The organism is Rhizobium sp. SYY.PMSO, assembly GCF_046840415.1.
Taxonomy (GTDB): Bacteria; Pseudomonadota; Alphaproteobacteria; order Rhizobiales; family Rhizobiaceae; genus Rhizobium.
Map to the genome: position 1 here is coordinate 661250 of NZ_CP177351.1, position 21688 is coordinate 682937.

Consider the following 21688-nt stretch of genomic DNA (forward strand, 5'->3'; position numbering starts at 1 on the left):
TTATATATTATGTTAACTAAAATCTGCGTTTGTCAATCGCCAACCACGGCGCGCAAGCTCTCGAACACCCCAGGAGCGAATTGAAATTGCCGGGCTGTCCCGCGTCCCATCGAGTTCCGTCCAAGGGTTTCGAGAAGTATTCCCCGCTGGACAAGAAGGTCCATGGTCTCGATAACGCCGCCGCGCGTCATTCCGGTAATTTCTATTATATTTGATAAGGTTAGCTTCTCATGGGCTTGATGCATCATGTACAGGATGTTCATCATCCCGATCTGCTTGATACGGGACTGCGCCGATTCACCCTCGATCGGTTTCTCCAGAATTTCACGCACTGCGAAAACAGATAGTGCTTGGCTTTGCCATCGGTCGCTCAAATTGCTTGCCATCGATTTAACTATCTATTATTTGCATAGTAATGGCGTTGAGGCGAGTCGCTTTCAAGCCAAGCTGACATTGGAAAAACCGGAGGGTAGGGGGCATGAAGAGCCTTTTCTTTCGAATTGTTATCGCAGCGTTTGGGTTCGCTTCACTCTACACGATTTCGGAGCGGAGTGCTCGCGCTGATGATTGGGGATGCCAAGTTATCCTTTGCCTATCGAACCCGGGTAGCCCAACGCAATACGCCGAGTGCGGGCCCCCGATCGAGAAACTTTGGCGGTCTCTCGCCAGGGGACATTCCTTCCCCACTTGCAGCGGCGTCGGGTTCCGAAGCTCTCAGCCGAAGTATGAACCATACTTCTGCAACGCAGACCACCGTCTTTCAACCGGCTACGGCCCGCGAGGAAGTGAGGCGACATGCATTTCTACGGCACTGCAGATTGTTAGTGGCACCTTCTGCTCCTGGGATCGGGACGGTGGTAGCTCGAACAATTCTGTGATGTCACCTCGATGGCAGCGCGACAATGGCCGCACACAGTGCATGGCGTACACCGTCGAACGTCCTTTGGTCCGCGATAAACCACGATACATAGATGTGACCATCGACGGTGTCGGCAAGCAGAGGGTGTGGTTCTAATCATGCCCATAAGCTTTATCGACCTTGCACAGACCTGCGCACCCTTCGTTGCGTCCGAAACCCTTGCAGGCGTTGTCAGCCTCGAGAGCCGGTTCGCCCCCTTCAATATCCGGATCAACAGCGGCGCTCCTCCCAAGAGCCAGCTTGCTACGAAGGCCGAGGCGATCGAGCTCGCCACCTCGTTGGCGGCCGAACGCCAGGACGTCCAGTTGGGCCTTGGGGGGATCGGATTAGACGAGTTGCGCCGGTTGAACCTATCCATTTCAGACGCTTTCGACCCCTGTCTCAATCTGAAGGCTACAGCGACGTTGCTCGATGGTTACTACCGCCTTGCGACGAAAGAGGGGGCCGCGCCAGCGAGGGCGGAGCAGATCATGCTGCAATCCTACTACGGCCGAGATGATCCCTCTGTCGGGGCGATGGTCAACTACGATGAACAGGTACGCCGCGAAATCAAACGACTGGGACCGACCACTGCCCGGCTGACGATCAGCGACGACGGGGAGGGGAGGGGGGACAACACTCCCACCGGACTTCCTCCGACCGATGTCGTCGCTGAAGTGGTGGCGGAAAACTCATCGAACGAACCCGACGCGGTTTCGCTGGTCCCGACGTGGGATGTTTTCCATACCCGGCGCCGTTCATCCGTTCTGGTCTTTCAAAGCTCTCAAGGAGAACAGTGAATGAAACCCAATTCCCGTTTCCGACCAATCGCAGCTTCTTCCGTTATGGCAATAGTCATGGTCGCGACCTTGGCCCAGCCTGCCTTCGCCCAAGCCGCCGGCGCGGGCATCGAGACAATCCTTCAGAACATCGTCACTCTGCTCACTGGCAACATCTTCAAGCTGTTGGCGACGATCGCGGTGATCGTCATCGCGATCGCCTGGATGTTTGGCTACATGGACCTGCGGCGGGCGGGCTACTGGATTATCGGCATTGGCGTCATCGCCGGCGCATCCGAGCTCGTTGGCACCATCGTCGGGGGCTGACGGAATGGTGGCCGACCAACCCACACTCGAAGACGATACGCTGTTCATCGCCTGCACCCGACCAGCGATGATCGCGGGCGTGACGATGGAGGCCATGGGGCTGAACGTCATGGCCACGACGATCTTTTACCTGGCCGCCGGTTCGGTCGCCTATGCGCTCGTGGGCGTGGTCTTCCACTTCGTGTTTCAAGCACTCGTCAAACATGACCACAACATGTTCCGGATCCTGGTGGCATGGGTCGAGACGCGCGGCCGGTCACGCAACAGCGGCTACTGGGGCGGAGCAACGCTCTCGCCGTTGAGATTGGCTCGTCGCTTTGATGAAAGGGATATCGGATTTGCCTAAGCTCAATACCCTCCGATCGCGCGAGCTGTTGCCCGAAGCCTTTATTCCGTACGTGCGTCACATCAACGAGACGACTATCGGTCTCGACTCCCGAAACCTGATGGTCATGGTCGCGCTCGAGGGCGTCTCCTTCGAAACAGCCGACGTGCTGGATCTCAACGCTCTCCATCGAGACCTGAATACTCTCTATCGGAATATCTCCGATGAGCGCCTCGCCCTCTGGACGCACCTCATTCGACGCCGGGACAGCGACTACCCGGATGGGACATTTGCCACGCCATTCTCGGCTACACTCAACGAGAAGTACCGCGATCGCATGGTGGGCGAGGATCTGTTTCGCAACGATCTCTATCTGAGCATTCTCTGGTCGCCGCCTCACGATCCAGCCGACAAGGCGGTCAAGCTGCTTTCAAGACTGCGTCGGGCAAAGCGCGGTGGCCTTGAGCTAGACGAAGAAGCCCTGAAACAGCTGCGTGACAAAGTCGTCGACGTCACCGCGGGGTTGAAGCGTTTCGAACCTCGTGTGCTCTCAATTTATGAGCAGGACGGCATGCTTTTTTCTGAACCGAGCGAGGTACTGCACCAGCTTGTCGGCGGACGGCGTGAACCGCTACCGCTGACCGACGGTCGCATTTCCTCGGCGATCTATTCGGATCGTGTGATCATCGGTCGCGAAACAATTGAGATCCGCCATGAGGCGGCTAGCCGATATGCCGGCATGCTGAGTTTCAAGGAATATCCGGCTCGAACCAGGACGGGCATGCTCAACGCCGTTCTCACCAGCCCATTTGAATTCGTTCTTTCTCAGTCCTTCTCTTTCGTATCGAAGGCGGACGCTCGCGTCATCATGGGGCGAAAGCAGAACCAGCTGGTGAGCAGCGGTGACAAGGCAGCCTCACAGATCGACGAGCTCGACGACGCGATGGACGATTTGGAGTCCAACCGGTTCGTCGTCGGTGAACACCACATGACGCTTTCCGTCTTTGCAGCGACCGTGAAGGAACTGACGGACAATCTCGCGAAGGCCCGCGCCGGCCTCACGAACGGCGGCGCAGTGGTGGCTCGCGAGGATCTCGGTCTCGAGGCCGCCTGGTGGGCACAGCTCCCGGGCAACTTCCGGTATCGTGCGCGGTCGGGAGCGATCTCTTCGAAGAATTTCGCGGCGCTGTCGCCGTTCCACTCCTATCCGATCGGTCAGAAGGATGGGAATGAATGGGGACCTGCTGTCGCTTTGCTCAAGACGGCATCAGGTTCACCCTACTATTTCAATTTCCACTACGGCGATCTTGGCAACACATTTATGTGCGGCCCATCGGGCGCCGGGAAGACCGTGATCGTAAATTTCATGCTGTCGCAGCTCGAGAAGCACGATCCGCATGTCGTCTTCTTCGACAAGGACCGCGGCGCGGACCTCTATGTCCGCGCCGCTGGCGGCTCCTACCTGCCGCTCAAGAACGGTGTCCCCACCGGCTGCGCTCCCCTCAAGGCCCTCGACCTGACACCAGAGAACAAGGTGTTCCTGGCGCGCTGGATCGGCAAGCTTGCGGGTTCGGGCACGCGGGAGCTGACCGTCACCGAACTTCGCGACATCTCTGGCGCCATCGATGGACTTGCCGACCTGCCCGTCGAGCAACGCACGATCAGCGCTCTCAGAGCCTTCCTCAATAACACCGACCCCGAAGGGATTGCAGCGCGCCTGCGCCGATGGGAGAGGGGAGGGCCGCTCGGGTGGGTCTTCGACAACCTCATCGAGGATATCGGGTTTGGCGATTTCGGCGGCTCCGGCAAGTTCATCGGTTACGACATGACCGACTTTCTCGATAACGAGGAGATCCGCACGCCGCTGATGGCCTACTTGTTCCATCGCGTCGAGCAGCTGATCGATGGTCGCCGGATTATCATCGTCATCGACGAATTCTGGAAAGCGCTCCAGGACGAGGGCTTTCGCGATCTCGCACAGAACAAGCTGAAGACGATCCGCAAGCAGAACGGTTTGATGCTTTTTGCCACGCAGAGCCCGCGAGATGCACTGATCTCGCCCATCGCGCACACGATCATTGAACAATGCCCGACTCAGATCTTCTTGCCCAACTCTCGGGGGAACCGCGCCGACTATGTCGACGGGTTCAAGCTCACCGAGCCGGAGTTCGAACTGATTGCTCGCGAACTCTCTGTCGAGAGCCGCAGGTTCGTCTTGAAGCAGGGTCACAACAGCGTCGTCGCCGAACTCGACCTCAACGGCTTCGATGATGAACTTGCAATCCTCTCTGGCCGCACCGCAAATGTCGAACTTGTCGACGCGATCCGTGCGGAGGTGGGGGACGACGTCAAGAACTGGCTTCCCGTTTTTCAGCAGCGAAGGAGTGCAAGCTGATGGCTTCCTATCGACTTCACGGCACATTGCTCGCGGCGGCTCTCATTCTTGCCGCCAATGGCGCGGCAGGGCAGGGGATTCCCGTCATCGACCAGACAGCGATCGCCAAGCAGATCGAGAGCATCGCGCAACTCAAATCGCAGCTCGATGCGCTCAATCAGCAGATCGAGCAGGCCCAGCAGCTCTATGGATCGCTGAATAAGCTGACAGACATGGCGGACATTGCCAATGTTCTCAATGATCCCGCGATCCGCAAGGCACTTCCGCCAGATTTCGCCGCCATCGAGGGTTTGCTGAAGGGCAATGGCAGCGGCGTGTTCGGCGATTCCGCGTCGAAATTTTTGGACAGCAATTCGACCTATCGTACGAACGCCGATGATTTTTACGCGAAGGAATTGTCGCGGATCCAGAACAAGAATGCCGGCCAAATGAGCCTCGGTCAGCAGATCTATGATGCTGCGACGAAGCGAATAGATGGCATCGATGAGCTTCGCCAAAAGATCTCGACTGCCAGTGGCGCCAAGGAAATTGCTGACCTGCAGGCGCGGCTCCAGGCCGAGCAAGCCTTCCTCCAGACCGATGTTTTGCGCATGGAAGGGTTGCGGATGGTCCAGCAAGCCCAGAACCAGGTCGACGAACAACGCAAAGCCGAAGATTGGCGCCAGCGCATGGATGCGATGAAGGCGGCGCTGCAATGAGGTCGATCTTCATCATCACACTTGTGGTGCTGGCTTCCTGCTCGGAAGACGCCGAGCGGACCTACACTGTCGATGAATTCATGTCTGATGGCGCACTTCTGAAGCGAACCGTTACGGAGTGCAGGGACAATCCCGGTGAGCTGCGCAACACGGCGAATTGCCGGAACGCGGAAGCGGCCGATGGAAAGCTCCGCCTCCAGAACATGCGCAAGGCGCTTGGAGGCTGACACATGTACCAGGTGTTCGACTTTATCGACGGACAGTTCAAGCGACCATTGGAGACGTTCGTCTCTGATGGAACCTCGAATATTGCCGAATGGGTGACGGGTCCACTAACCGCCGCCGTCACGCTCTATGTCATCCTCTACGGCTATCTCGTGTTGCGAGGCTCTGTCCAGGAACCGATCCTCGACTTTGCCTTTCGCGCGATAAAGCTGGCGATCATCGTCATGCTGGTCAAAAACGCCGGCGACTATCAGACCTACGTCACCAACATCTTTTTCGATGTTCTGCCCCGTGAGATCGCACAGGCCCTGAATTCGGGCGCAGCGCCGAGCGCCAGCACCTTCGATAGCTTGCTCGATAAGGGCCAGGCGTCTGCGACCGATATCTGGTCGCGTGCTTCGTGGCCCGTCGATATTGTGACCGGCGTCGGCGGGATGATGGTGATCGGCGTGAGCTTCCTCGTTGCGGGGATCGGCTATGTCGTCTCCCTCTATGCCCGGCTAGCGCTGGCAATCGTATTGGCCATCGGACCCATCTTCATTGCGCTCGCCATGTTTCAGTCGACACGCCGCTTTACTGAATCCTGGATCGGGCAGCTCGCGAACTTCGTCATCCTGCAGGTACTCGTCGTTGCTGTCGGTTCTCTGCTGACCTCGTGCATAGATTCGACGTTTACCGCGATCGATAGCTATAGCGACGTTCTGATGCGCCCCATCGCCCTGTGCGCCATCGGGATCGCTGCACTCTATGTCTTCTACCAGCTCCCCGGCATTGCTTCGGCGTTGGCCTCGGGGGGCGCGTCGCTGGCGTATGGCTACGGCGCCGCACGGGATGCCCATGAAGGCATGTTGGCACGCGGAACGTCGTACACCGGCCGGATGATCGGGCGCGGCGCGCGCTTTGCCGGTCGGGCCCTCGGATCGAGAAGCGCCGGTGCATGACATCTCATCCGAAGAATAAGAAAAGGCCTGCCTGAATGATCAAGCCTACCCTGTTGCTCGTTATCGCGGCCACTCTTGGCGGCTGCGCATCCCTGAGCTATCCGTTGCCGAAATGCGATGGCTATTCACGCCGCCCGCTGAACCGCTCGATGTGGGAGGAAGGTGACACCAAGCTGAAACAACAGCAATCCGAGGCAAAGCCACCAACGTCGATGACGCCCTTCGCCGAAGAAAAGCGAGAGCCGGAGGCGTTCGCTCGTTTAGACGTCGAGCGTTCCTATCGCCGTTGTGAGGGCTGAGACATGCTATCTCCAGACAGTCTCAAGAGTTATTTCGACAAGGCTCGGCGTTTCGACCAGGATCGAATGATCCAGATCGAGCGCTCGAACAGGATCGCCTGGTTGATCGCCATCGCGTCAGGCATCGTCGCCGGCATTTCCGTCTTTGCCGTCGCGGGCCTCACGCCCCTCAAGACCGTCGAGCCTTTTGTCGTTCGCGTAGATAATTCGACGGGCATCGTGGATGTCGTCTCAGCATTGACGTCAACGGCCGGCACCTACGATGAAGCCGTCACCAAGTACTTTGCGGCGAGATATGTCCGTGCCCGCGAGGGCTATATCTGGAGCGAGGCGCAGGAGAATTTCCGCACCATCGCTTTGCTGTCGACGCAAGCCGAGCAGACGCGGTTCGCGGCGCTGTACCGCGGGAGCAACGCGGAATCGCCTCAAAACATCTATGGTCGGGCGGCCACAGCAAGAATCGACATCGCTTCGATTTCCCTGATTAATCAGAATGTTGTCTCTGTGCGCTATATGCGGACAATCACCCGCGGCGACGACGTCCGGACAACGCATTGGGTCGCTACCCTGACCTATTCCTATGTCAACGCTCCGATGTCGTCGACGGACCGGCTCGTAAATCCACTGGGCTTCGTCGTCAGCGACTATCGCGCGGATCCGGAGGAGGTGAGATGATGCGCAAAGCACTGATCGTCGCACTCGTCCTTTCAACGGCTGCTTCGCCAACCCTCGCGCTGGAGATACCCCGCGGCGCGTCTCAGGATAGTCGTGTCCGTTTCGTGAACTATCAGCCCTTCAACATCACAAGGATCGTCGGCACACTGCGTTCATCCGTTCAGGTCGAGTTCGCGGCTGACGAGGAGATCGCACATGTGGCGCTGGGAAACAGCGTCGCCTGGGAAGTCGCTCCGGCTGGTAACATCTTGTTCCTCAAGCCGCGCGAGAACCAGCCGGTGACCAACATTTCCGTCGTGACAACGCGTCGAGATGGCTCGACGCGCAGCTATCAAATGGAATTGACAGTGCGAGACGGTTCCGTGGAGGCCGGGCAGAACACCTATTTTTACGTCAAATTCAGATATCCTGAAGACGAGGCTGAACTTCGTCGTCAGCAAGCAGCATCCAGGGCCCTCGCGACTCAGGCAAAAGATGCCGACAATGTGCTCGCGCTCCATGAAGCTTACGGACCCCGAAACTGGCGATACTCTGCCCAGGGCACGCAAGCACTGGAGCCGCAGAGCGTCTACGACAACGGTAAGATCACCACCTTCGCCTTTGTTGGAAACCAGGAGATGCCTGCGATCTACATGGAAAATTCCGACGGCTCCGAAAGCCTGGTTCCCAAATCCGTCGACGGCAACCTCGTGATGGTGCACGCCATCAGCCGCAAGTTCATTCTGCGTCGCGGAAAAGATGTGCTGTGCGTTTTCAATGAGGCCTATGACCGGGTCGGGATAAATCCGGATACGAACACGACCTCTCCGTCTGTCGAGCGCGTCGTCAAGACTGACGCAACCGGGCAATAGGGGAAATATCATGACGCAGGAAGACACAGGCCACATTCCCGGAGAGCGCGCGGAAACGGTCACTGGCCGTCGCATCGACAACAACCCGCTATTGAAGCGCGGCGCGGTGGCCATCGCCATCGTCGCGTTCATAGGATTTGCCCTTTGGTCGACGACGGGCAAGAAGGCGAAAGACGAGAACAGCCAGCCCGAGAGGGTCGTTATTCGCCAGACCAATCCGTTTGAGGCGGCCAAGGAAAAAGCAGAACCGGCGCAGCCGATCCCGGAGGTGAAGCTTCCCACACCCATTGTCGAACCTGTCGTCGAGGAAAAAGATAAACTCCTGGATTCCGCTCGACGAGCGCCAGTGATGGCCTTCAGCAGTGGGCAGAAAAACCCGAAGGAGCGGCGGGAGGCCAATAATCCGGATAGTCCGGACAATGGGAAATTCGTGCCGCTCGACAACAATTTGGCTGCGCAAAATCAATCGAGTAACGACCAACAGCGTTTCGACGGTCTGTTGCGGCCGACCCGCCTCGAAGGTTCGCGGGCCGGTACGCTTGGAAATCGCGACTTCATTGTCGCAATGGGGACGTCCATTCCTTGCGTGCTTGAAACCGCGTTGGCATCCGACCAGCCCGGCTTCACCAGTTGCGTGATAAACCGCGACATCCTTTCGGACAACGGTCGGGTTGTGCTGATGGAAAAGGGTACTCAGGTCGTGGGGGAATATCGCGGAGGACTGCAACGCGGACAGAAACGGCTCTTCGTTCTCTGGAACCGAGCGAAGACCCCGAAGGGAGTCATCGTCACGCTCGCTTCTCCTGCAACCGATGCGCTGGGTCGGGCGGGGGTCGATGGCTATGTTGATACCCATTGGTGGGAGCGGTTCGGCAGCGCCCTCCTGCTCTCCATTGTCGGTGACGCGACAAGCTATGCCAGCAGCCAGCTTCAGGACAGCGACGTCGGCGCTCAGAATACCACCAGCGCCGGCCAACAGGCGGCGGCCATCGCGGTCGAGCAATCAATCAATATCCCGCCGACGCTGAACAAGCACCAGGGCGAACTGGTTTCAATCTTCGTGGCTCGCGATCTGGACTTCTCCGGAATCTACCGCCTGCAGGTGACCGAGCCAAAGAACCGGATTTTCGATCGGGCCGTCTTCGGCGATTTTTCGCCGCGATCGACGATTGTCACGAAATAGGGGGCGGAATGACGGAGGGGCAGGATGCGGCCGTTGTCAGCGAACTATTGAAGCCGCTCTCAAACTATCTGCAGGATCCTTCACTCTATGAAGTGATTGTCAATCGGCCTGGGCAGGTGCTGACGGAGGGTCCCGGTGGATGGCGGACCCATGACATGCCGGAACTGACCTTCGAAAAACTCATGCGCCTCGCTCGGGCCGTGGCCAGTTTCTCGCATCAGTCGATTGACGAGACGCGCCCAATTCTGTCGGCGACGCTTCCCAATGATGAAAGAATTCAGATCGTCATTCCTCCGGCCACGTTAAAAGGTACCGTAAGTATTACCATTCGAAAGCCGTCCTCTGTGGATTTCAGCCTCGATGACCTTGAGGAGAGGGGATTTTTTGGAAAAACGCGTGCTTCGACTGAGGGCTTGTCGTCGCTGGATGGAGAACTCATCGAAATCTACCGCGCCGGCCGTTTCAAGGATTTCCTGCGACAAGCAGTTATCGCCCGTAAGAACATCATAATTTCCGGTGCGACGGGTTCGGCAAAAACGACTCTCTCCAAAGCACTCATCAAACACATTCCTGAGAACGAGAGAGTCATCTCGATCGAAGACACGCCAGAGCTTTTCATCTCGCAACCGAATCATGTACGTTTGTTCTATTCGAAGGGAGGGCAGGGGCTTTCCAGGGCAGGCCCAAAGGAACTCTTGGAGTCCTGCCTTCGCATGCGGCCAGATCGGATCTTGCTTCAGGAGCTTCGCGACGGAACCGCGTTTTACTATATCCGAAATGTCAACTCGGGCCATCCTGGCTCAATCACGACCGTCCACGCGAACTCGGCCGAACTCGCTTTCGAGCAGTTGGCGATCCTCGTCAAGGAATCCGATGGCGGGAAAGGCCTGGATCGGACGGATATTCTCACTATGCTTCGGGCCGGCATCGACGTCGTCGCACAGTGCAAGCGCGACAACGGAGTGTTTCGCCTTTCAGAAGTCTACTTTAGCCGCTGATTTGCTGAGTTCGTGAGCGTCGCTGAGAGGCTTCTAATGCGCGAAGGAATTCTATTTGATCAACGGATGCTCCGCTGTCGGGGCCGTAGCTGTCATTTGAGCATGCAGCAATCCAATCCTGCCGATACCTTGCGATTCTTGAGCATTTAAGGAGCAGGCCGCTAGATACATGCCGTAGACGGTAGCGCCGAACATGTCGCCCGATCGCACCAATATCACAAGATCTTCTGCGCTTTGATCGGCACGCATTCTAAGCTTCGCCGGTAGCGCGAAACGCCGCCTAACTTGGTTGCCGGGTGTTCCGATTACTGTCGGCGTCAGTCATCGCGCTCCGACCGCAGCATGTGGACGGTTCCGGCAGACAATGGTTCTCGGCCTGATCGAACCGAAATACATCTAAGAATGCAAGGAGGCGCTCCTTGTTGTTGAGGGTTTTCTGGTGACGGATCATCAGGTGCGGGCAGATCAGCTGGAATACCTCATTGATAGCACGTGACATTCAGCGGTCGAAAAGAGCAGGTCCTCTTCGGCAAGAACGGCGCGGAGCAGTGGAACCTCGCGAAGGGTGCCTTCGACGCCCTGGCGCCGCTGATCGAGCCGGCGGTGCGCATAGCCGAAAAGGAAGGCGTCGTCCTTGTCGTCGAGACGGGCATCGGGACGATGATCAACTCCTGCTGGACGGCGCGGCAGCTTCTTGACCAGATCGACAGCGACCACTTCAAGGTCCTTTGGGATCGGCCAACAATTGCTGGGCGCATGAGCGCGCCTACCCCGACGGATACGAGCTGATCCGCGGCAAGTATCTCGGGCACATCCATATGAAGGATGTCTTCGTCGATACGCCAAAGGCAACGCTCGAGAATCGCAACCTCGGTGAGGGTAACCTCGCCGACCAGCTTTGGCCGCTTGCGAAGGCTCTCAAGGAGGATGGCTACGACGGTGTCATCTCCTACGAGAGCGTCTATCGCCCTGAAGGCGGTATTTTCGAAGAGGGATTCCAGGCTGCCATCGGCCGCTTCAAGGCAATTTTCGGCTGATCGGCGAGCTACCAGAGACCATAGAAAGGCACAGAGATGAAGATCGGTATTATCGGCGCGGGAGCCATGGGAAGCATTGTGGGCGCACGCCTCGCTCACGCTGGAATCGACACGACGCTTTTCGACACATGGAAGGATCACCGTGATGTGGCCAATGCGTCGGGTCTGACTGTCGAAAGCGACGAAGGCACCATCACTGCACCCGTCAAGATGTTCGAGCGTCCCGATAGGGACATGCGGTTCGACATCGTCATCATCCTGGTCAAGGCACATGTGACGCGGGAGGCCGCGACGATTGCCAATGAGCATCTAGCCGAAGGCGGCGCCGTAATCTCCTTCCAGAACGGTCTCGGCAACGAGGAGATTATCGCAGAGGTCGTTGGCCCAGAGCGGACCTTGGGTGGTACGCTCTACTTCGGCGGCAACGTAGTCAGCCCTGGCCGCGTGAGGCATTCCAACCCCAAGGCGGGTATTGCTGTAGGTGGGCTGCTCCCCGCGGGCCATGCGGCCGCTACCCGTCTCGGCGAGGCGCTTTCCAAAGCAGGCTTCGACTGCGTGGTCGACGAAAACGTTCTCGCCCTGAAGTGGCAGAAGGCACTGGTCAATGTCGGGACCAACCCCCTTGCGACGATTCTCAACCTTCCGAACCGTCAAGCCGGCGACCTTCCGGACGTTCGCCAGGCGATGATCGCATGCGGCATCGAAGCCATCGCAGTCGCAAAGGCCAAGGGTATCCCGCTTCCTGGTGGCGATGATCCTGTCAACTACGTCCGGCAGGCGACCGATGTGCACAGCTACCAGCACACCTCCTCCATGTGCCTGGACCTTGCGGCCGGACGCAAGACGGAGGTCGATACCCTGAACGGTGCGATTGCAAGTTTCGGATCGCAAGTCGGCGTACCCACACCTCTCAATGTAGCTCTCACGGCAGCGATTCACAGAATTGAGCTGGAAATGATGCGAAAGACCACTTGAGAAGCGTCGTCCCGGTCACGAGAGAAGGACCCAAAATGTCCGATGTCTGGCTGCATTGGCCAATTCCGTTCAAGCCTCAACGACAACGACCAATTGAGCTTCGAATGGCGCCGTCGAGCATTCAGGAACTGAAGGCACTTGTCGTCTCACGGGGAGGTTTCTCGCGCTGTCACCGCATTATCGGGAACTATGCATTCCTCCATCCTTACGATGTCGCGTTTGCCACGGCCAAGACGTTGGCCGAAGTTACCGGCACAAGCGTGACCTCGGTCCATCGGTTCTCGGATTTGCTCGGATACGCAAGTTTCAGTGACTTCCGAGCCGTTTTCAGGAAACACGTTTCGCACATCGGGGGAAGTCTTTGTATTGAAGAGTTAGCGTGCGGAAGCGATCTAGCTACAATTCCGGAAATTCCCCTTGGACGGGGTAAAGTGTTCGAATAAGGAAATTGATGTTACAGCGGCGCGAAAGTGAGGCGCAGATCATGCAGACCGACAACGCTTCCGAAGCGGGTTCCGTTAAGTCGGCTACTCGTGTCATGGATCTGCTGGACCTCGTGAGCCAAAGCGGACCCATGACCCATACCGAATTGGCGTCGAGCCTCAAGATCCCGAAGAGCAGCTTGACGCCCTTGCTACAAACGCTCCTCGGCAGGAACTTCCTGCACTACTCTGCCGAAAGCAAGCGATATGGGATCGGCGTCGCCGTCAACGAGCTGAGCAATCGGTCGCAGTATTCCGTCGACCTTCTGTCTCACGCGCCCCCAATTCTCAAGAAGATTACGGACAGGACGGGCGAGTCGAGTTCACTGAGTTTTTTGATCGGCGACCGACATCAGGCGGCGGCTGTTGCACTCAGTTCCAAGAGCATCATCGCAAACCTTAAGGTCGGGGAAGGAGCCACGCTGTACGCGGGATCACCTGGCAAGGCCATGCTCGCGTTCCTACCGGAACGGATGCGCGAGTCCTACTACCAACGTGTCAAATTCGTAAAGCATTCTGTGAACACGATCGAAACGCTTGAGGCGCTGAAACGAAATATTGAGGAAATCCGCCAGGAAGGAGCGGCTTACGTTTTCGACGAATATACGCCGGGTATGGGAGGAGCCGCGGTACCAATTCTCAATGCCGCGGGATTTCCACTCGCTTGTCTGAACGTTGGTGTGCCAGTTTTCCGATTCGATCACGAGACCCAAGTTCGCTGTGTCGCCGTCTTAAGAGAAGCAGTTCACGATATTCGCGTCAAAGCTGGTATTATTTAGGCGAGAGGCAAGGAGAACCAGAGTCCTTCATAGCGGTTCCATAATACATATTATGCTAGAAAGACACTTATTAAGGGCATATTTTCATATATGCAACCTTTGGCGCGTTTCATGTCACGATACCCTGCAATGTCCCCAGTGTACTAGTCAGATGCTTCGCACTCCAAATCCAGGGCGTAGCCGCGCGCACGAACGGTCCGGATAAGATCTGACCCAGCTCTCTTGAGAGCTCGACGAATGTGCCCGACATGAATATCCACGGTTCGCGGCTCGACATCCATGCCCGCCGGCCACGCTGCAACTATCAATTCTTCCCGACTCCGAACAGCCTTTGGACTTATCAAGAGATATTGCAGCAAGCGAAACTCCAGGGCTGTCAGCACAAGATCGTGACCATTTCTGCGGACTTTTGCGGTCGCAATGTTCATTTCGAGATCTGCGAAGCGAAGTACGTTGACCTCGGCCCGGATGTCACTTTTTTCGATCAGCACATCGAGCCTCAGGCGCCGCAGGAACCGGATGAGGTGCGCAGGATCGAATGGATGTCCGAGGACAAGATCGGCGCCAGCTTTATCGAGCTGTGGATTTAGCCTGTTGCAGAACAATGCGATGGAAAGATCAGATCGGGCGGCCTTGAGGCTAAGCAGGCTTGCGGCATCCGCACCGGGGGTTGAACAGTCGACGATCACGGCTCTGACATCAGGATCGTCCAGCCGATCTTCAGCCTCTTTGAGGTTGTCGACACAGAATGCTGTAAATCCCTCCATTGCCAGAACATGACGTAGGAGCAGAAACATCTGTGCATCTTGCGCACAAACCAGAATACGAAACTCCATCGCCTCTCCTCCGGAAGCGTCTCACAGCGGAGCGAACTCCCCGCCATTGATATCCAGGACTGCACCATTGATGAAGCCGGCCCCTTCCGAGACTAGGAAACTGATCGCCGCCGCGACATCATCCGGCGTTCCGATGCGCCCAACCGGAATGCGTGCGATCGCAGCCCGGTTGATCTGGCTATCGGGCGGTCCGGCCATGTCGGTGGCGATCCTGCCGGGCGCTACGAGATTGATGGTCATTCCGTGGCCGGCGGACGCCGCTACCAGAGATCGCGCCAGTCCGGCGAGAGCGGATTTTGATGTGGTATAGGCAGTCCCGGCGATCCTTGGGATCGTTCGGCCAGCAAGGGAGCTGACGAAGATAATACGCCCAAAGCCGCGCTCCATCATCGGCGGAAGAACCGCTTGGCAACAAAGCATCGCACCGGTCAGATTGACCGCTAAAACCGAATGCCATTCTTCCAGGGTGATTTCTGGAAATGGGGTTGGGCCGCCTTTGCCTTTGGGAGATACTCCTGCGTTGCAAACGAGGATATCCGGCATAATCCATGTCTGCCTGAGTTCATGAAAAAAGTCCTCTATCTCGGCAGGTGCCGTGATGTCGATGGTCCGGGCAAAAATGTTTTCCGCGTCGAACTGCGCCGAAAGCACCCCCTCGGCATTGGCGACATGCTCCGGATTTTGACCGAACAAAGCGACCTTATGGCCCTCGTTAAGCAGACGTGCCACCGTCGCAAGACCGATCCCGGAGCTGCCGCCGGTAACGACGGCAAGCCTTTGGCGGACAGCAGTTGTCATGCCGCCTCATCCATTTGTGCGAACAACGACAGCGGCGGGTGCGCTTGTGGATCGGCCATCACTTCGATGAGCAGCGGCCCCTCGCCCTCGATGCCGCGTTTCAGGGCTGGCGCGAGCAAAGCCGGATCATCGACACGGATGGATGGGCAGCCGCAAGCCTTGGCAAGCGCTGCATGGTCAACGTCGTTGAAATGGCATGCGGATGTATATTGTCCGAACTTCACAGTTTCGGCGTCGCGCTGGAAACCGAGAATACCGTTGTTAAGCACGACGACCGTTACCGGCAAACACATGCGCATCATCGTTTCGAGTTCGGCCCAGCTATGACCAAAACCGCCGTCGCCAACAATCGCTACCACCGGACGATTAGGTTCTGCCGCCTTTGCGCCGAGCGCAAGAGGAAAGCCCCATCCAAGTCCAGCCAAGCCACGCGGCGTAATAAAGCGCATGCCGGCATGCGGCGCACGCATTTGTCCGAGAATCCACATCGAGGAATAGCTGGCATCCGCAACGATTGCGATATCGCGTTCGAGCCATAGCTGCAGTTCCGCCATAACTCGCTCCGGCCGAATGGGTGATCCGTCGGATGCATAGTGAATGCGGCGAGCCTCATCGAAGCGATGCCAGAACGACGCAATGCGTTCTTCAAGGAGCGTCCGCATATCGCGCCGCAGAGAGAGGTCGCGGCCTGAAAGCACCTGACGTAGGGCCTCCAGTATTTCCCTGGCATCGCCCACAAGCCGAAGCGCCTCGAAATTGCGCCCCACTTCCACGGGGTCGATATCGATATGGATGACTTTGGCATCGGCCGGTATTTGTCGCCAATTGTCGGTGCCATTCTGATTGGTGCGCGTCCCGACAAGGACGACGAGATCGGCCTCCGACATCAGCTCGCGACTATGGAAGCCGAGCGACCGCGGGCCGACCAGCGAACCCAGCACGCCGGCGGAAAGAGGATGAAATTCGCTGACGGCCCCCTTTCCCATATTGGTCGTGAAGACAGGAAGGGCGGCCTCGTCCTGCAGGCGCGTCAGCTGCTCCGCGGCACCGGCGCAATGGACGCCGCCGCCGGCCAGGATGACCGGCAAACGGGCTTTTGCGATCCGTTCGGCCGCCTGCTGCAGGTCCTGATCCGACGGCCTTGTTCGATCAAGCGGCCATCGTCCGAGACTGCTGGTGCGGACGGCCGCAGTAACAGGTGCAGCGGCGCGCAGGAGATCGGCCGGCAGCAGCAGCGCCACCGGACCGGCGCGGCCGGAGGTGGCGGCAGTAAATGCCGCATCGATGTAGTCATCCACCCGTTCGGCAACCGTCAGGCGTCGGACCCACTTGGTGCAGGATTGAAACAGGGCGATGTGGTCGAAATCCTGAAATGCGTTTCTGTCGGTCTGGTCGCGTTCGACGTCCTGGACCAAGGCAATCACCGGAATGCTCGCCTTCAGGCATTCGGCAAGCGGAGGCACGAGCAATGTTGCGGCGGGCCCGTTCTGCGCGGCAACGACACCAACCTTGCCCGAAATACGGGCATAGCCGTCCGCCATCGCGCCACCCATGTTCTCCTGCCGATAGGCAATCTGACGAATACCGCGAGCTTCCGCCGCAAGGATAAGCGCCGAAGGCAGACTTTGCGCGAAGATCATCTCGACGCCATGACGACTGAGAGCCTCCGCGATCCTGTCCGCGACTGTGCCGGTTTTCGAAATCGCGTTCATTGCTGTTCCTCCCACGCCATGTGGCTATTTTTCTCCAAAAAATCATCAAATGTGTCGATAACGGTGTCTACATCCGCATCGGTCATGGGCGTCGACAGGCAGGCTGCAGCGCCAAATGGGAGCAGAATCCCCGACGCCAGGAAGTGCCGTGACAGTGCCCGCATAGTAACGGCTTCCGCCGGCGTCATCGTCGCGCTGCTAGAATTGACCGGTGCAGCCTTCCTTGGATGAACGCGAAACAGAGATGCAACACCGGAGACGGAGAACGGCGCATTTCGTTTTAAGGCCGCTTCAGTCAGGCCGGTCCGTACGCGGTCTCCTAATCGCTCAAGCCGATCGAAAGCCTCGACCGTTAGAGCGTCCATCGCAGCCTTTCCAGCAACCATGGACACGGGATTGGCCGAGAACGTGCCCCCTTGAGAGACCAGCGGCGTCTTGTCGTCAACGCCGAACACGGCCATGACATCGGCACGACCACCAATGGCGCCGATCGGAAAGCCACCGCCGATGATCTTGCCGACGGTGATCAGATCCGGTTCAAGACCATAGCGGGCAGAGGCTCCGGCAAATCCCTGCCTCAGATTGAGAACCTCATCGGCGATAAGCAGGATGTCATATTTGAGGGCGACGGCCGACACAGCTGCGACGAACTCGGGCGTCGGATGCAAGAGACCCGCCCTGCTCGGCGTCGGATCGATGAGAATGGCAGCGATATCACCAGCCCTCGGCACAATCGCCTGCTCAATGCCTGCCGCGTCGTTGAAATCCAGAACAATCACGTTGTCGGCAACTGCCGGGGGCGCGCCGGGGTAGCCGAGTTTCGGCCGGCCGGTATCGGTGACCGTGCCGCCCTGCCCCGCCTCGGCCCAATCATAGGCGCCATGATACGCACCGGTAAAACGGACAATAGTCGAGCGCCGTGTATAGGCGCGTGCCGCCTTGACGGCGAACATGACCGCCTCGGTTCCGCTGTTGACGAAACGCACTCGATCGATCGCCGGTATGCGCGAGACCAGCAGTTCGGCGAGCGCAATCTCATGTTCGGTGGGATTGGCAAAGCATGTGCCGGTCTTCAGCACCCGTTCCACCACGTCGATCACGGGCTCGAAACCATGTCCATGGATGAGGGTCGTAAAATTGTTGTTGAGGTCGAGCAGGCGATTGTCGTCCTCATCCCAGACATAAGCGCCCTCACCTCTGGCTAGATAGATCGGGATGGGGTCCTTCTCGACCGTCGAACGCGTTAGGCCGGCAGGAAAAACGTGATTGCCGCGGTGAAAGAGATGGGCCGAGTGGGCACGAACAGCCGGCCAGCCCAATCCCTGGACTTTATCTGTAAACATGACAAGAGGCTTTCTGTTGCAAGGTGAGACGCGCACTTTGCATCGTCTTTATAATTTTGTTGCAACAAAATATGCATTCGTCAAGTCAATGCATCAAAAAAACCGACTAGATCTACGAATTCTCCCGCGCCGCACGGCGCAGAGAACGATAGCCATCGCGAATATCGCGTTCGAAAGCTGCCCGCAAAGCCGCGCCATCGCGCTCGACAAGCGCCTCCATTGCCATCTCGTGATTGCGCACGCCGTGCTTCTCCTCGGCAAATTCCGGATAGAGATTGTAGAGCGACGGCCCGACACGGAGCCAAAGGCCCTCAATCATCAAAACAAGATGAGGAAGGCCGGCCATGCGATAGATCAGAAAGTGGAACTCCTTGTTGTGACGGAGCACCCTCTGGTAATCCTTTCCGTCGAGCGCAGCATTAATTGCGTCCTGCAATTTCCTCAAAATTTCAATATTTTGTTCCGTTCCGTGCTGCGCTGCCAGCTCGCAGGCGAGCCCTTCAAGTGCAATTCTGATCGAGGTTATTTCCCTTAAATCCGACTCACTGAGAACGGGGACAATCACCGTTTTGGGGCCTGCATAAACCAGTGCGCCGTCGCTGATCAGCCGATTGATGGCGTCGCGGGCGGGCGTCGAGCTGATGCCCAAATCCTCGGCAACGGCGCGAACCGTCATCTTGTAGCCGGGTTTGTAGACGCCGCGGATCAGCCGCTCCTTCATTTCCCGATAGGCCGAATCCCCCAATCCGGCTGCCTGCCGATCCAAGCCCCCACCTTCCCGCAACTCCAGCGCCATTTCCGTTCCCATGTGTTGACAGTCATATTTTTTGATGCAACATAAAAATTGTGTGAAGTTTTCGCAAAGAGATTGTCACACCAAAACGTGTTTTAGCAGCCTCCCGTTTCACTGTCACGAGGCTGTGAACCGATGGATTTGCGCCTGGATAAACGGACAGGGCGCCAGAAAGATGCCGCCATCGTCCACCGACGAACAAGACCGCGGCACGCGAAGACGGGAATTCTCTCTAGAACTATAGGAGGACAAGAGTTTGATTGGCCGAAGATTGATCCTTTCGGGGCTCCAGAAGCGCTATGCCGACGTCTGGGCGGTCAAAGAGACGAACCTCGAGATCGAGCCTGGCGAATTCGTCTCGATCGTCGGGCCATCCGGGTCCGGCAAGACATCGCTGCTGACCATGGTTGCAGGTTTCGAGATGCCGACGGCAGGCATCATCCGCATCGGCGACAAGGACGTCACGCATCTGCCGCCCAACCGCCGGGACATCGGCATGGTCTTTCAGAAATATGCGTTGTTTCCACATCTGACCGTTGGGCAGAACATAGCATTCCCACTCAAGATGCGCCGGGCGCTCTCAGGCGCACCGCTCAAGAGGCGAGTGGAAGAGATACTTCAACTCGTTCAGCTCTCAGAATATCGCGACCGCTATCCGAGCCAATTATCCGGAGGCCAACAACAGCGTGTCGCGGTTGCCCGCGCGCTGGTCTTCGACCCGCCGATCATCCTGATGGACGAACCTCTCGGTGCACTCGACAAGAAGCTGCGTGAGACGATGCAGTTCGAGCTCAAGCGCCTCCAGCAGCGGCTGGGTGCAACCGTCGTCTATGTCACACATGACCAGGACGAGGCTCTGGCGATGTCCGACCGTGTCGCCGTGATGAAGGACGGAGCATTGCAGCAGATCGGCTCACCCGTTGAACTCTATAGCAAACCCGCCAATGCCTTTGTCGCCGACTTTATCGGTGTCACGAACTTTATGCCCGGCATCCATATCGGCATCGAGGGCAATCAGGACGTGGTCCAACTCGCGGAAGGTATTTTGGTAAGGTTGCCCTACAACTCCGGTCGCGAGATGTTCAACCCGGTCAAGGGATCAGCGCTTCGCCTCGCCATAAGACCAGAACATGTCTGCTTGGCACCATCGGGCAAGGGAGACAACAGTGCTCTCGCCGGCATCGTGGAGACCTCCGTCTTCTTCGGTCCAACACAGATCCTGTTCGTCCGTCTGTCCCGATTGCGCGACACAGTCTTACGGGTGCAGATGCCGGCAAGCCGGGCGGCTTGCTTCGAGCGCGGAACAAGCGTCGATGTCCTTATTGACGAGGCACGGTTGCAAATCTTTCCAGTGAAGGAGGCGTTTGCGGCATGAGCCTGCCCGTTTCTCCCTCGAGCACAAAAGGGCGGTCGCGCTTGGCCGGGTGGCTGCAGCCGCGCTCTGCACGGCAATATGCCTTAATGCCGTCCTGGTTGCTGATCGCGCCACTCGTGGCAATCTTCGCTATCGGCTTCCTCTATCCCTTGATCAAATTGATGGCGCTCAGCTTTACTGGCGGACCTTCGGCCACCTATGGACGGCTGTTTACGGACCCTCTCTACCTGGCCGTCCTCGCCAACACGGTCGGGATAGCGTTTGCAGTGACCCTAGGCTGTGTGCTGCTCGGCTATCCCGTCGCGCTCGCGATGGCGCGTTTGAAAGGGCGTTTGGCGCTGGCTATAGCGGCCTGCGTCTTCATTCCGCTGTGGACTTCGGTTCTGATCCGCTCCTATGCGTGGATCGTCCTGCTCCAACGGCGCGGCGTCGTGAACTCATTTCTCATGGAGACAGGCCTCACAGATGAACCGCTCAAGCTACTCTACACCCAGGGCGCCGTCGTCCTTGCGATGACACATGTGCTTCTGCCCTTCGTCATCCTGCCGATCTTCTCCACCTTGAAACTGCTATCCGATGACTATACTCGAGCGGCACGCAATCTCGGGGCGGGACCGGCAAAAGCATTTCTCTTTGTCACCTTACCGCTTAGCCTGCCCGGCGTCTTCGCCGGCGCGACGATGTGTTTCGTGCTTGCTCTCGGCTTTTACATCACCCCGTCTCTCGTTGGTGGTCCGGGATCGATGCTGATGGCGAACCTAATCGGCCAGCAGACAACCGTGCTGCTCGACTGGCCATTTGCTGCCGCCTTGTCGACGGTTCTTCTCGTCATGACGATCGTCTTCATCATCGTGTTTCGCAAGACGCTCTCCTTCAGCAAAGGATTAAACAGTGTCCATTGACCAATCCTCCGCCCTGTCGCCCCTCGGTGGTGCCGCCGACAGGCTCGGTTTCGCAACCCTGC

Annotated in this window: 25 protein-coding genes; 19 read left to right on the forward strand and 6 right to left on the reverse strand. The window is 57.8% G+C overall.

From position 1 onward, the window contains the following. Window positions 1–32: 32 nt before the first annotated feature. On the reverse strand, window positions 33–386 hold the full coding sequence (locus tag ACJJVH_RS29700; protein ID WP_112803347.1) for a transcriptional regulator: 354 nt from the start codon (window positions 384–386) through the stop codon (window positions 33–35). 92 nt (window positions 387–478) lie between these two features. Between ACJJVH_RS29700 and ACJJVH_RS29705 the strand changes: the two genes are divergently transcribed. The 17 genes from ACJJVH_RS29705 to ACJJVH_RS29785 all read left to right on the forward strand — a co-directional run bounded on the left by ACJJVH_RS29705 (window position 479) and on the right by ACJJVH_RS29785 (window position 13867). Then, window positions 479–1015, forward strand: a complete 537-nt coding sequence (locus ACJJVH_RS29705) for a hypothetical protein (RefSeq protein ID WP_113435082.1) — start codon at window positions 479–481, stop codon at window positions 1013–1015. A gap of 2 nt (window positions 1016–1017) precedes the next feature. Then, entirely contained in the window at window positions 1018–1698 is a 681-nt protein-coding gene (locus ACJJVH_RS29710) for a type IV secretion system protein VirB1 (RefSeq protein ID WP_113435081.1), read from the forward strand. After that, complete coding sequence (locus ACJJVH_RS29715; RefSeq protein WP_113435080.1) at window positions 1699–2004, forward strand: TrbC/VirB2 family protein; 306 nt, start codon at window positions 1699–1701, stop codon at window positions 2002–2004. Window positions 2005–2008: 4 nt separating this feature from the next. Continuing rightward, the gene (locus ACJJVH_RS29720) at window positions 2009–2350 is read left to right on the forward strand and encodes a type IV secretion system protein VirB3 (RefSeq protein WP_113435079.1); all 342 of its coding nucleotides are present in this window, start codon (window positions 2009–2011) and stop codon (window positions 2348–2350) included. Then, window positions 2325–4724 (forward strand): VirB4 family type IV secretion/conjugal transfer ATPase, encoded by a 2400-nt coding sequence (locus ACJJVH_RS29725; protein WP_412066897.1) that lies wholly within the window; start codon window positions 2325–2327, stop codon window positions 4722–4724. The genes ACJJVH_RS29720 and ACJJVH_RS29725 overlap by 26 nt, the downstream gene beginning before the upstream one ends. Next, window positions 4724–5422: a P-type DNA transfer protein VirB5 gene (virB5, locus tag ACJJVH_RS29730; protein ID WP_113435077.1), complete on the forward strand. Its 699-nt coding sequence runs from the start codon at window positions 4724–4726 to the stop codon at window positions 5420–5422. Before ACJJVH_RS29725 ends, virB5 begins: the two co-directional genes overlap by 1 nt. Continuing rightward, entirely contained in the window at window positions 5419–5649 is a 231-nt protein-coding gene (locus ACJJVH_RS29735) for an EexN family lipoprotein (RefSeq protein WP_112803332.1), read from the forward strand. Before virB5 ends, ACJJVH_RS29735 begins: the two co-directional genes overlap by 4 nt. Window positions 5650–5652: 3 nt before the next feature. Then, entirely contained in the window at window positions 5653–6588 is a 936-nt protein-coding gene (locus ACJJVH_RS29740; protein WP_113435076.1) for a type IV secretion system protein, read from the forward strand. 35 nt (window positions 6589–6623) lie between these two features. Next, a complete protein-coding gene (locus ACJJVH_RS29745) occupies window positions 6624–6887 on the forward strand; it encodes a hypothetical protein (protein ID WP_113435075.1) in 264 nt (87 codons plus the stop codon). A 3-nt stretch (window positions 6888–6890) separates the two neighbouring features. Further along, on the forward strand, window positions 6891–7562 hold the full coding sequence (locus ACJJVH_RS29750) for a virB8 family protein (RefSeq protein ID WP_113435074.1): 672 nt from the start codon (window positions 6891–6893) through the stop codon (window positions 7560–7562). Further along, complete coding sequence (gene virB9, locus ACJJVH_RS29755; protein WP_162760950.1) at window positions 7559–8413, forward strand: P-type conjugative transfer protein VirB9; 855 nt, start codon at window positions 7559–7561, stop codon at window positions 8411–8413. Before ACJJVH_RS29750 ends, virB9 begins: the two co-directional genes overlap by 4 nt. Before the next feature lie 10 nt (window positions 8414–8423). After that, entirely contained in the window at window positions 8424–9596 is a 1173-nt protein-coding gene (gene virB10, locus ACJJVH_RS29760) for a type IV secretion system protein VirB10 (RefSeq protein WP_113435073.1), read from the forward strand. 8 nt (window positions 9597–9604) lie between these two features. Next, a complete protein-coding gene (virB11, locus tag ACJJVH_RS29765; RefSeq protein ID WP_113435072.1) occupies window positions 9605–10594 on the forward strand; it encodes a P-type DNA transfer ATPase VirB11 in 990 nt (329 codons plus the stop codon). Window positions 10595–11086: 492 nt separating this feature from the next. Continuing rightward, window positions 11087–11383, forward strand: a complete 297-nt coding sequence (locus ACJJVH_RS29770) for a hypothetical protein (RefSeq protein ID WP_412066898.1) — start codon at window positions 11087–11089, stop codon at window positions 11381–11383. Next, window positions 11323–11631 carry a TIM barrel protein gene (locus ACJJVH_RS29775; protein ID WP_412066899.1) on the forward strand — a complete coding sequence of 103 codons (309 nt, stop codon included), beginning with the start codon at window positions 11323–11325 and terminating at the stop codon, window positions 11629–11631. The genes ACJJVH_RS29770 and ACJJVH_RS29775 overlap by 61 nt, the downstream gene beginning before the upstream one ends. 36 nt (window positions 11632–11667) lie before the next feature. After that, entirely contained in the window at window positions 11668–12606 is a 939-nt protein-coding gene (locus ACJJVH_RS29780) for a ketopantoate reductase family protein (RefSeq protein WP_113435070.1), read from the forward strand. A 484-nt stretch (window positions 12607–13090) separates the two neighbouring features. Further along, window positions 13091–13867, forward strand: coding sequence for an IclR family transcriptional regulator (locus tag ACJJVH_RS29785; protein ID WP_162760949.1), 777 nt, complete (start codon window positions 13091–13093; stop codon window positions 13865–13867). A 143-nt stretch (window positions 13868–14010) separates the two neighbouring features. Here the strand turns inward: ACJJVH_RS29785 and ACJJVH_RS29790 are convergent, their stop codons facing one another. The 5 genes from ACJJVH_RS29790 to ACJJVH_RS29810 form a co-directional block, all read right to left on the reverse strand. Beyond that, window positions 14011–14703 carry a response regulator transcription factor gene (locus ACJJVH_RS29790; RefSeq protein WP_113383498.1) on the reverse strand — a complete coding sequence of 231 codons (693 nt, stop codon included), beginning with the start codon at window positions 14701–14703 and terminating at the stop codon, window positions 14011–14013. A 21-nt stretch (window positions 14704–14724) separates the two neighbouring features. Beyond that, window positions 14725–15501, reverse strand: a complete 777-nt coding sequence (locus ACJJVH_RS29795; RefSeq protein ID WP_113359951.1) for an SDR family oxidoreductase — start codon at window positions 15499–15501, stop codon at window positions 14725–14727. Continuing rightward, complete coding sequence (locus ACJJVH_RS29800) at window positions 15498–17213, reverse strand: acetolactate synthase catalytic subunit (RefSeq protein WP_113405234.1); 1716 nt, start codon at window positions 17211–17213, stop codon at window positions 15498–15500. The genes ACJJVH_RS29795 and ACJJVH_RS29800 overlap by 4 nt, the downstream gene beginning before the upstream one ends. Further along, window positions 17210–18556, reverse strand: coding sequence for an aspartate aminotransferase family protein (locus ACJJVH_RS29805; RefSeq protein WP_113405233.1), 1347 nt, complete (start codon window positions 18554–18556; stop codon window positions 17210–17212). Before ACJJVH_RS29805 ends, ACJJVH_RS29800 begins: the two co-directional genes overlap by 4 nt. Window positions 18557–18668: 112 nt before the next feature. Further along, entirely contained in the window at window positions 18669–19352 is a 684-nt protein-coding gene (locus ACJJVH_RS29810; RefSeq protein ID WP_113359945.1) for a GntR family transcriptional regulator, read from the reverse strand. A gap of 253 nt (window positions 19353–19605) precedes the next feature. Here ACJJVH_RS29810 and ACJJVH_RS29815 point away from each other — a divergent pair, with 253 nt between their 5' ends. Both ACJJVH_RS29815 and ACJJVH_RS29820 read left to right on the forward strand, forming a co-directional pair. Next, window positions 19606–20724 carry an ABC transporter ATP-binding protein gene (locus ACJJVH_RS29815; RefSeq protein ID WP_113359943.1) on the forward strand — a complete coding sequence of 373 codons (1119 nt, stop codon included), beginning with the start codon at window positions 19606–19608 and terminating at the stop codon, window positions 20722–20724. A gap of 86 nt (window positions 20725–20810) precedes the next feature. Continuing rightward, window positions 20811–21626, forward strand: coding sequence for an ABC transporter permease (locus ACJJVH_RS29820; protein WP_412066944.1), 816 nt, complete (start codon window positions 20811–20813; stop codon window positions 21624–21626). Window positions 21627–21688 lie beyond the last annotated feature (62 nt).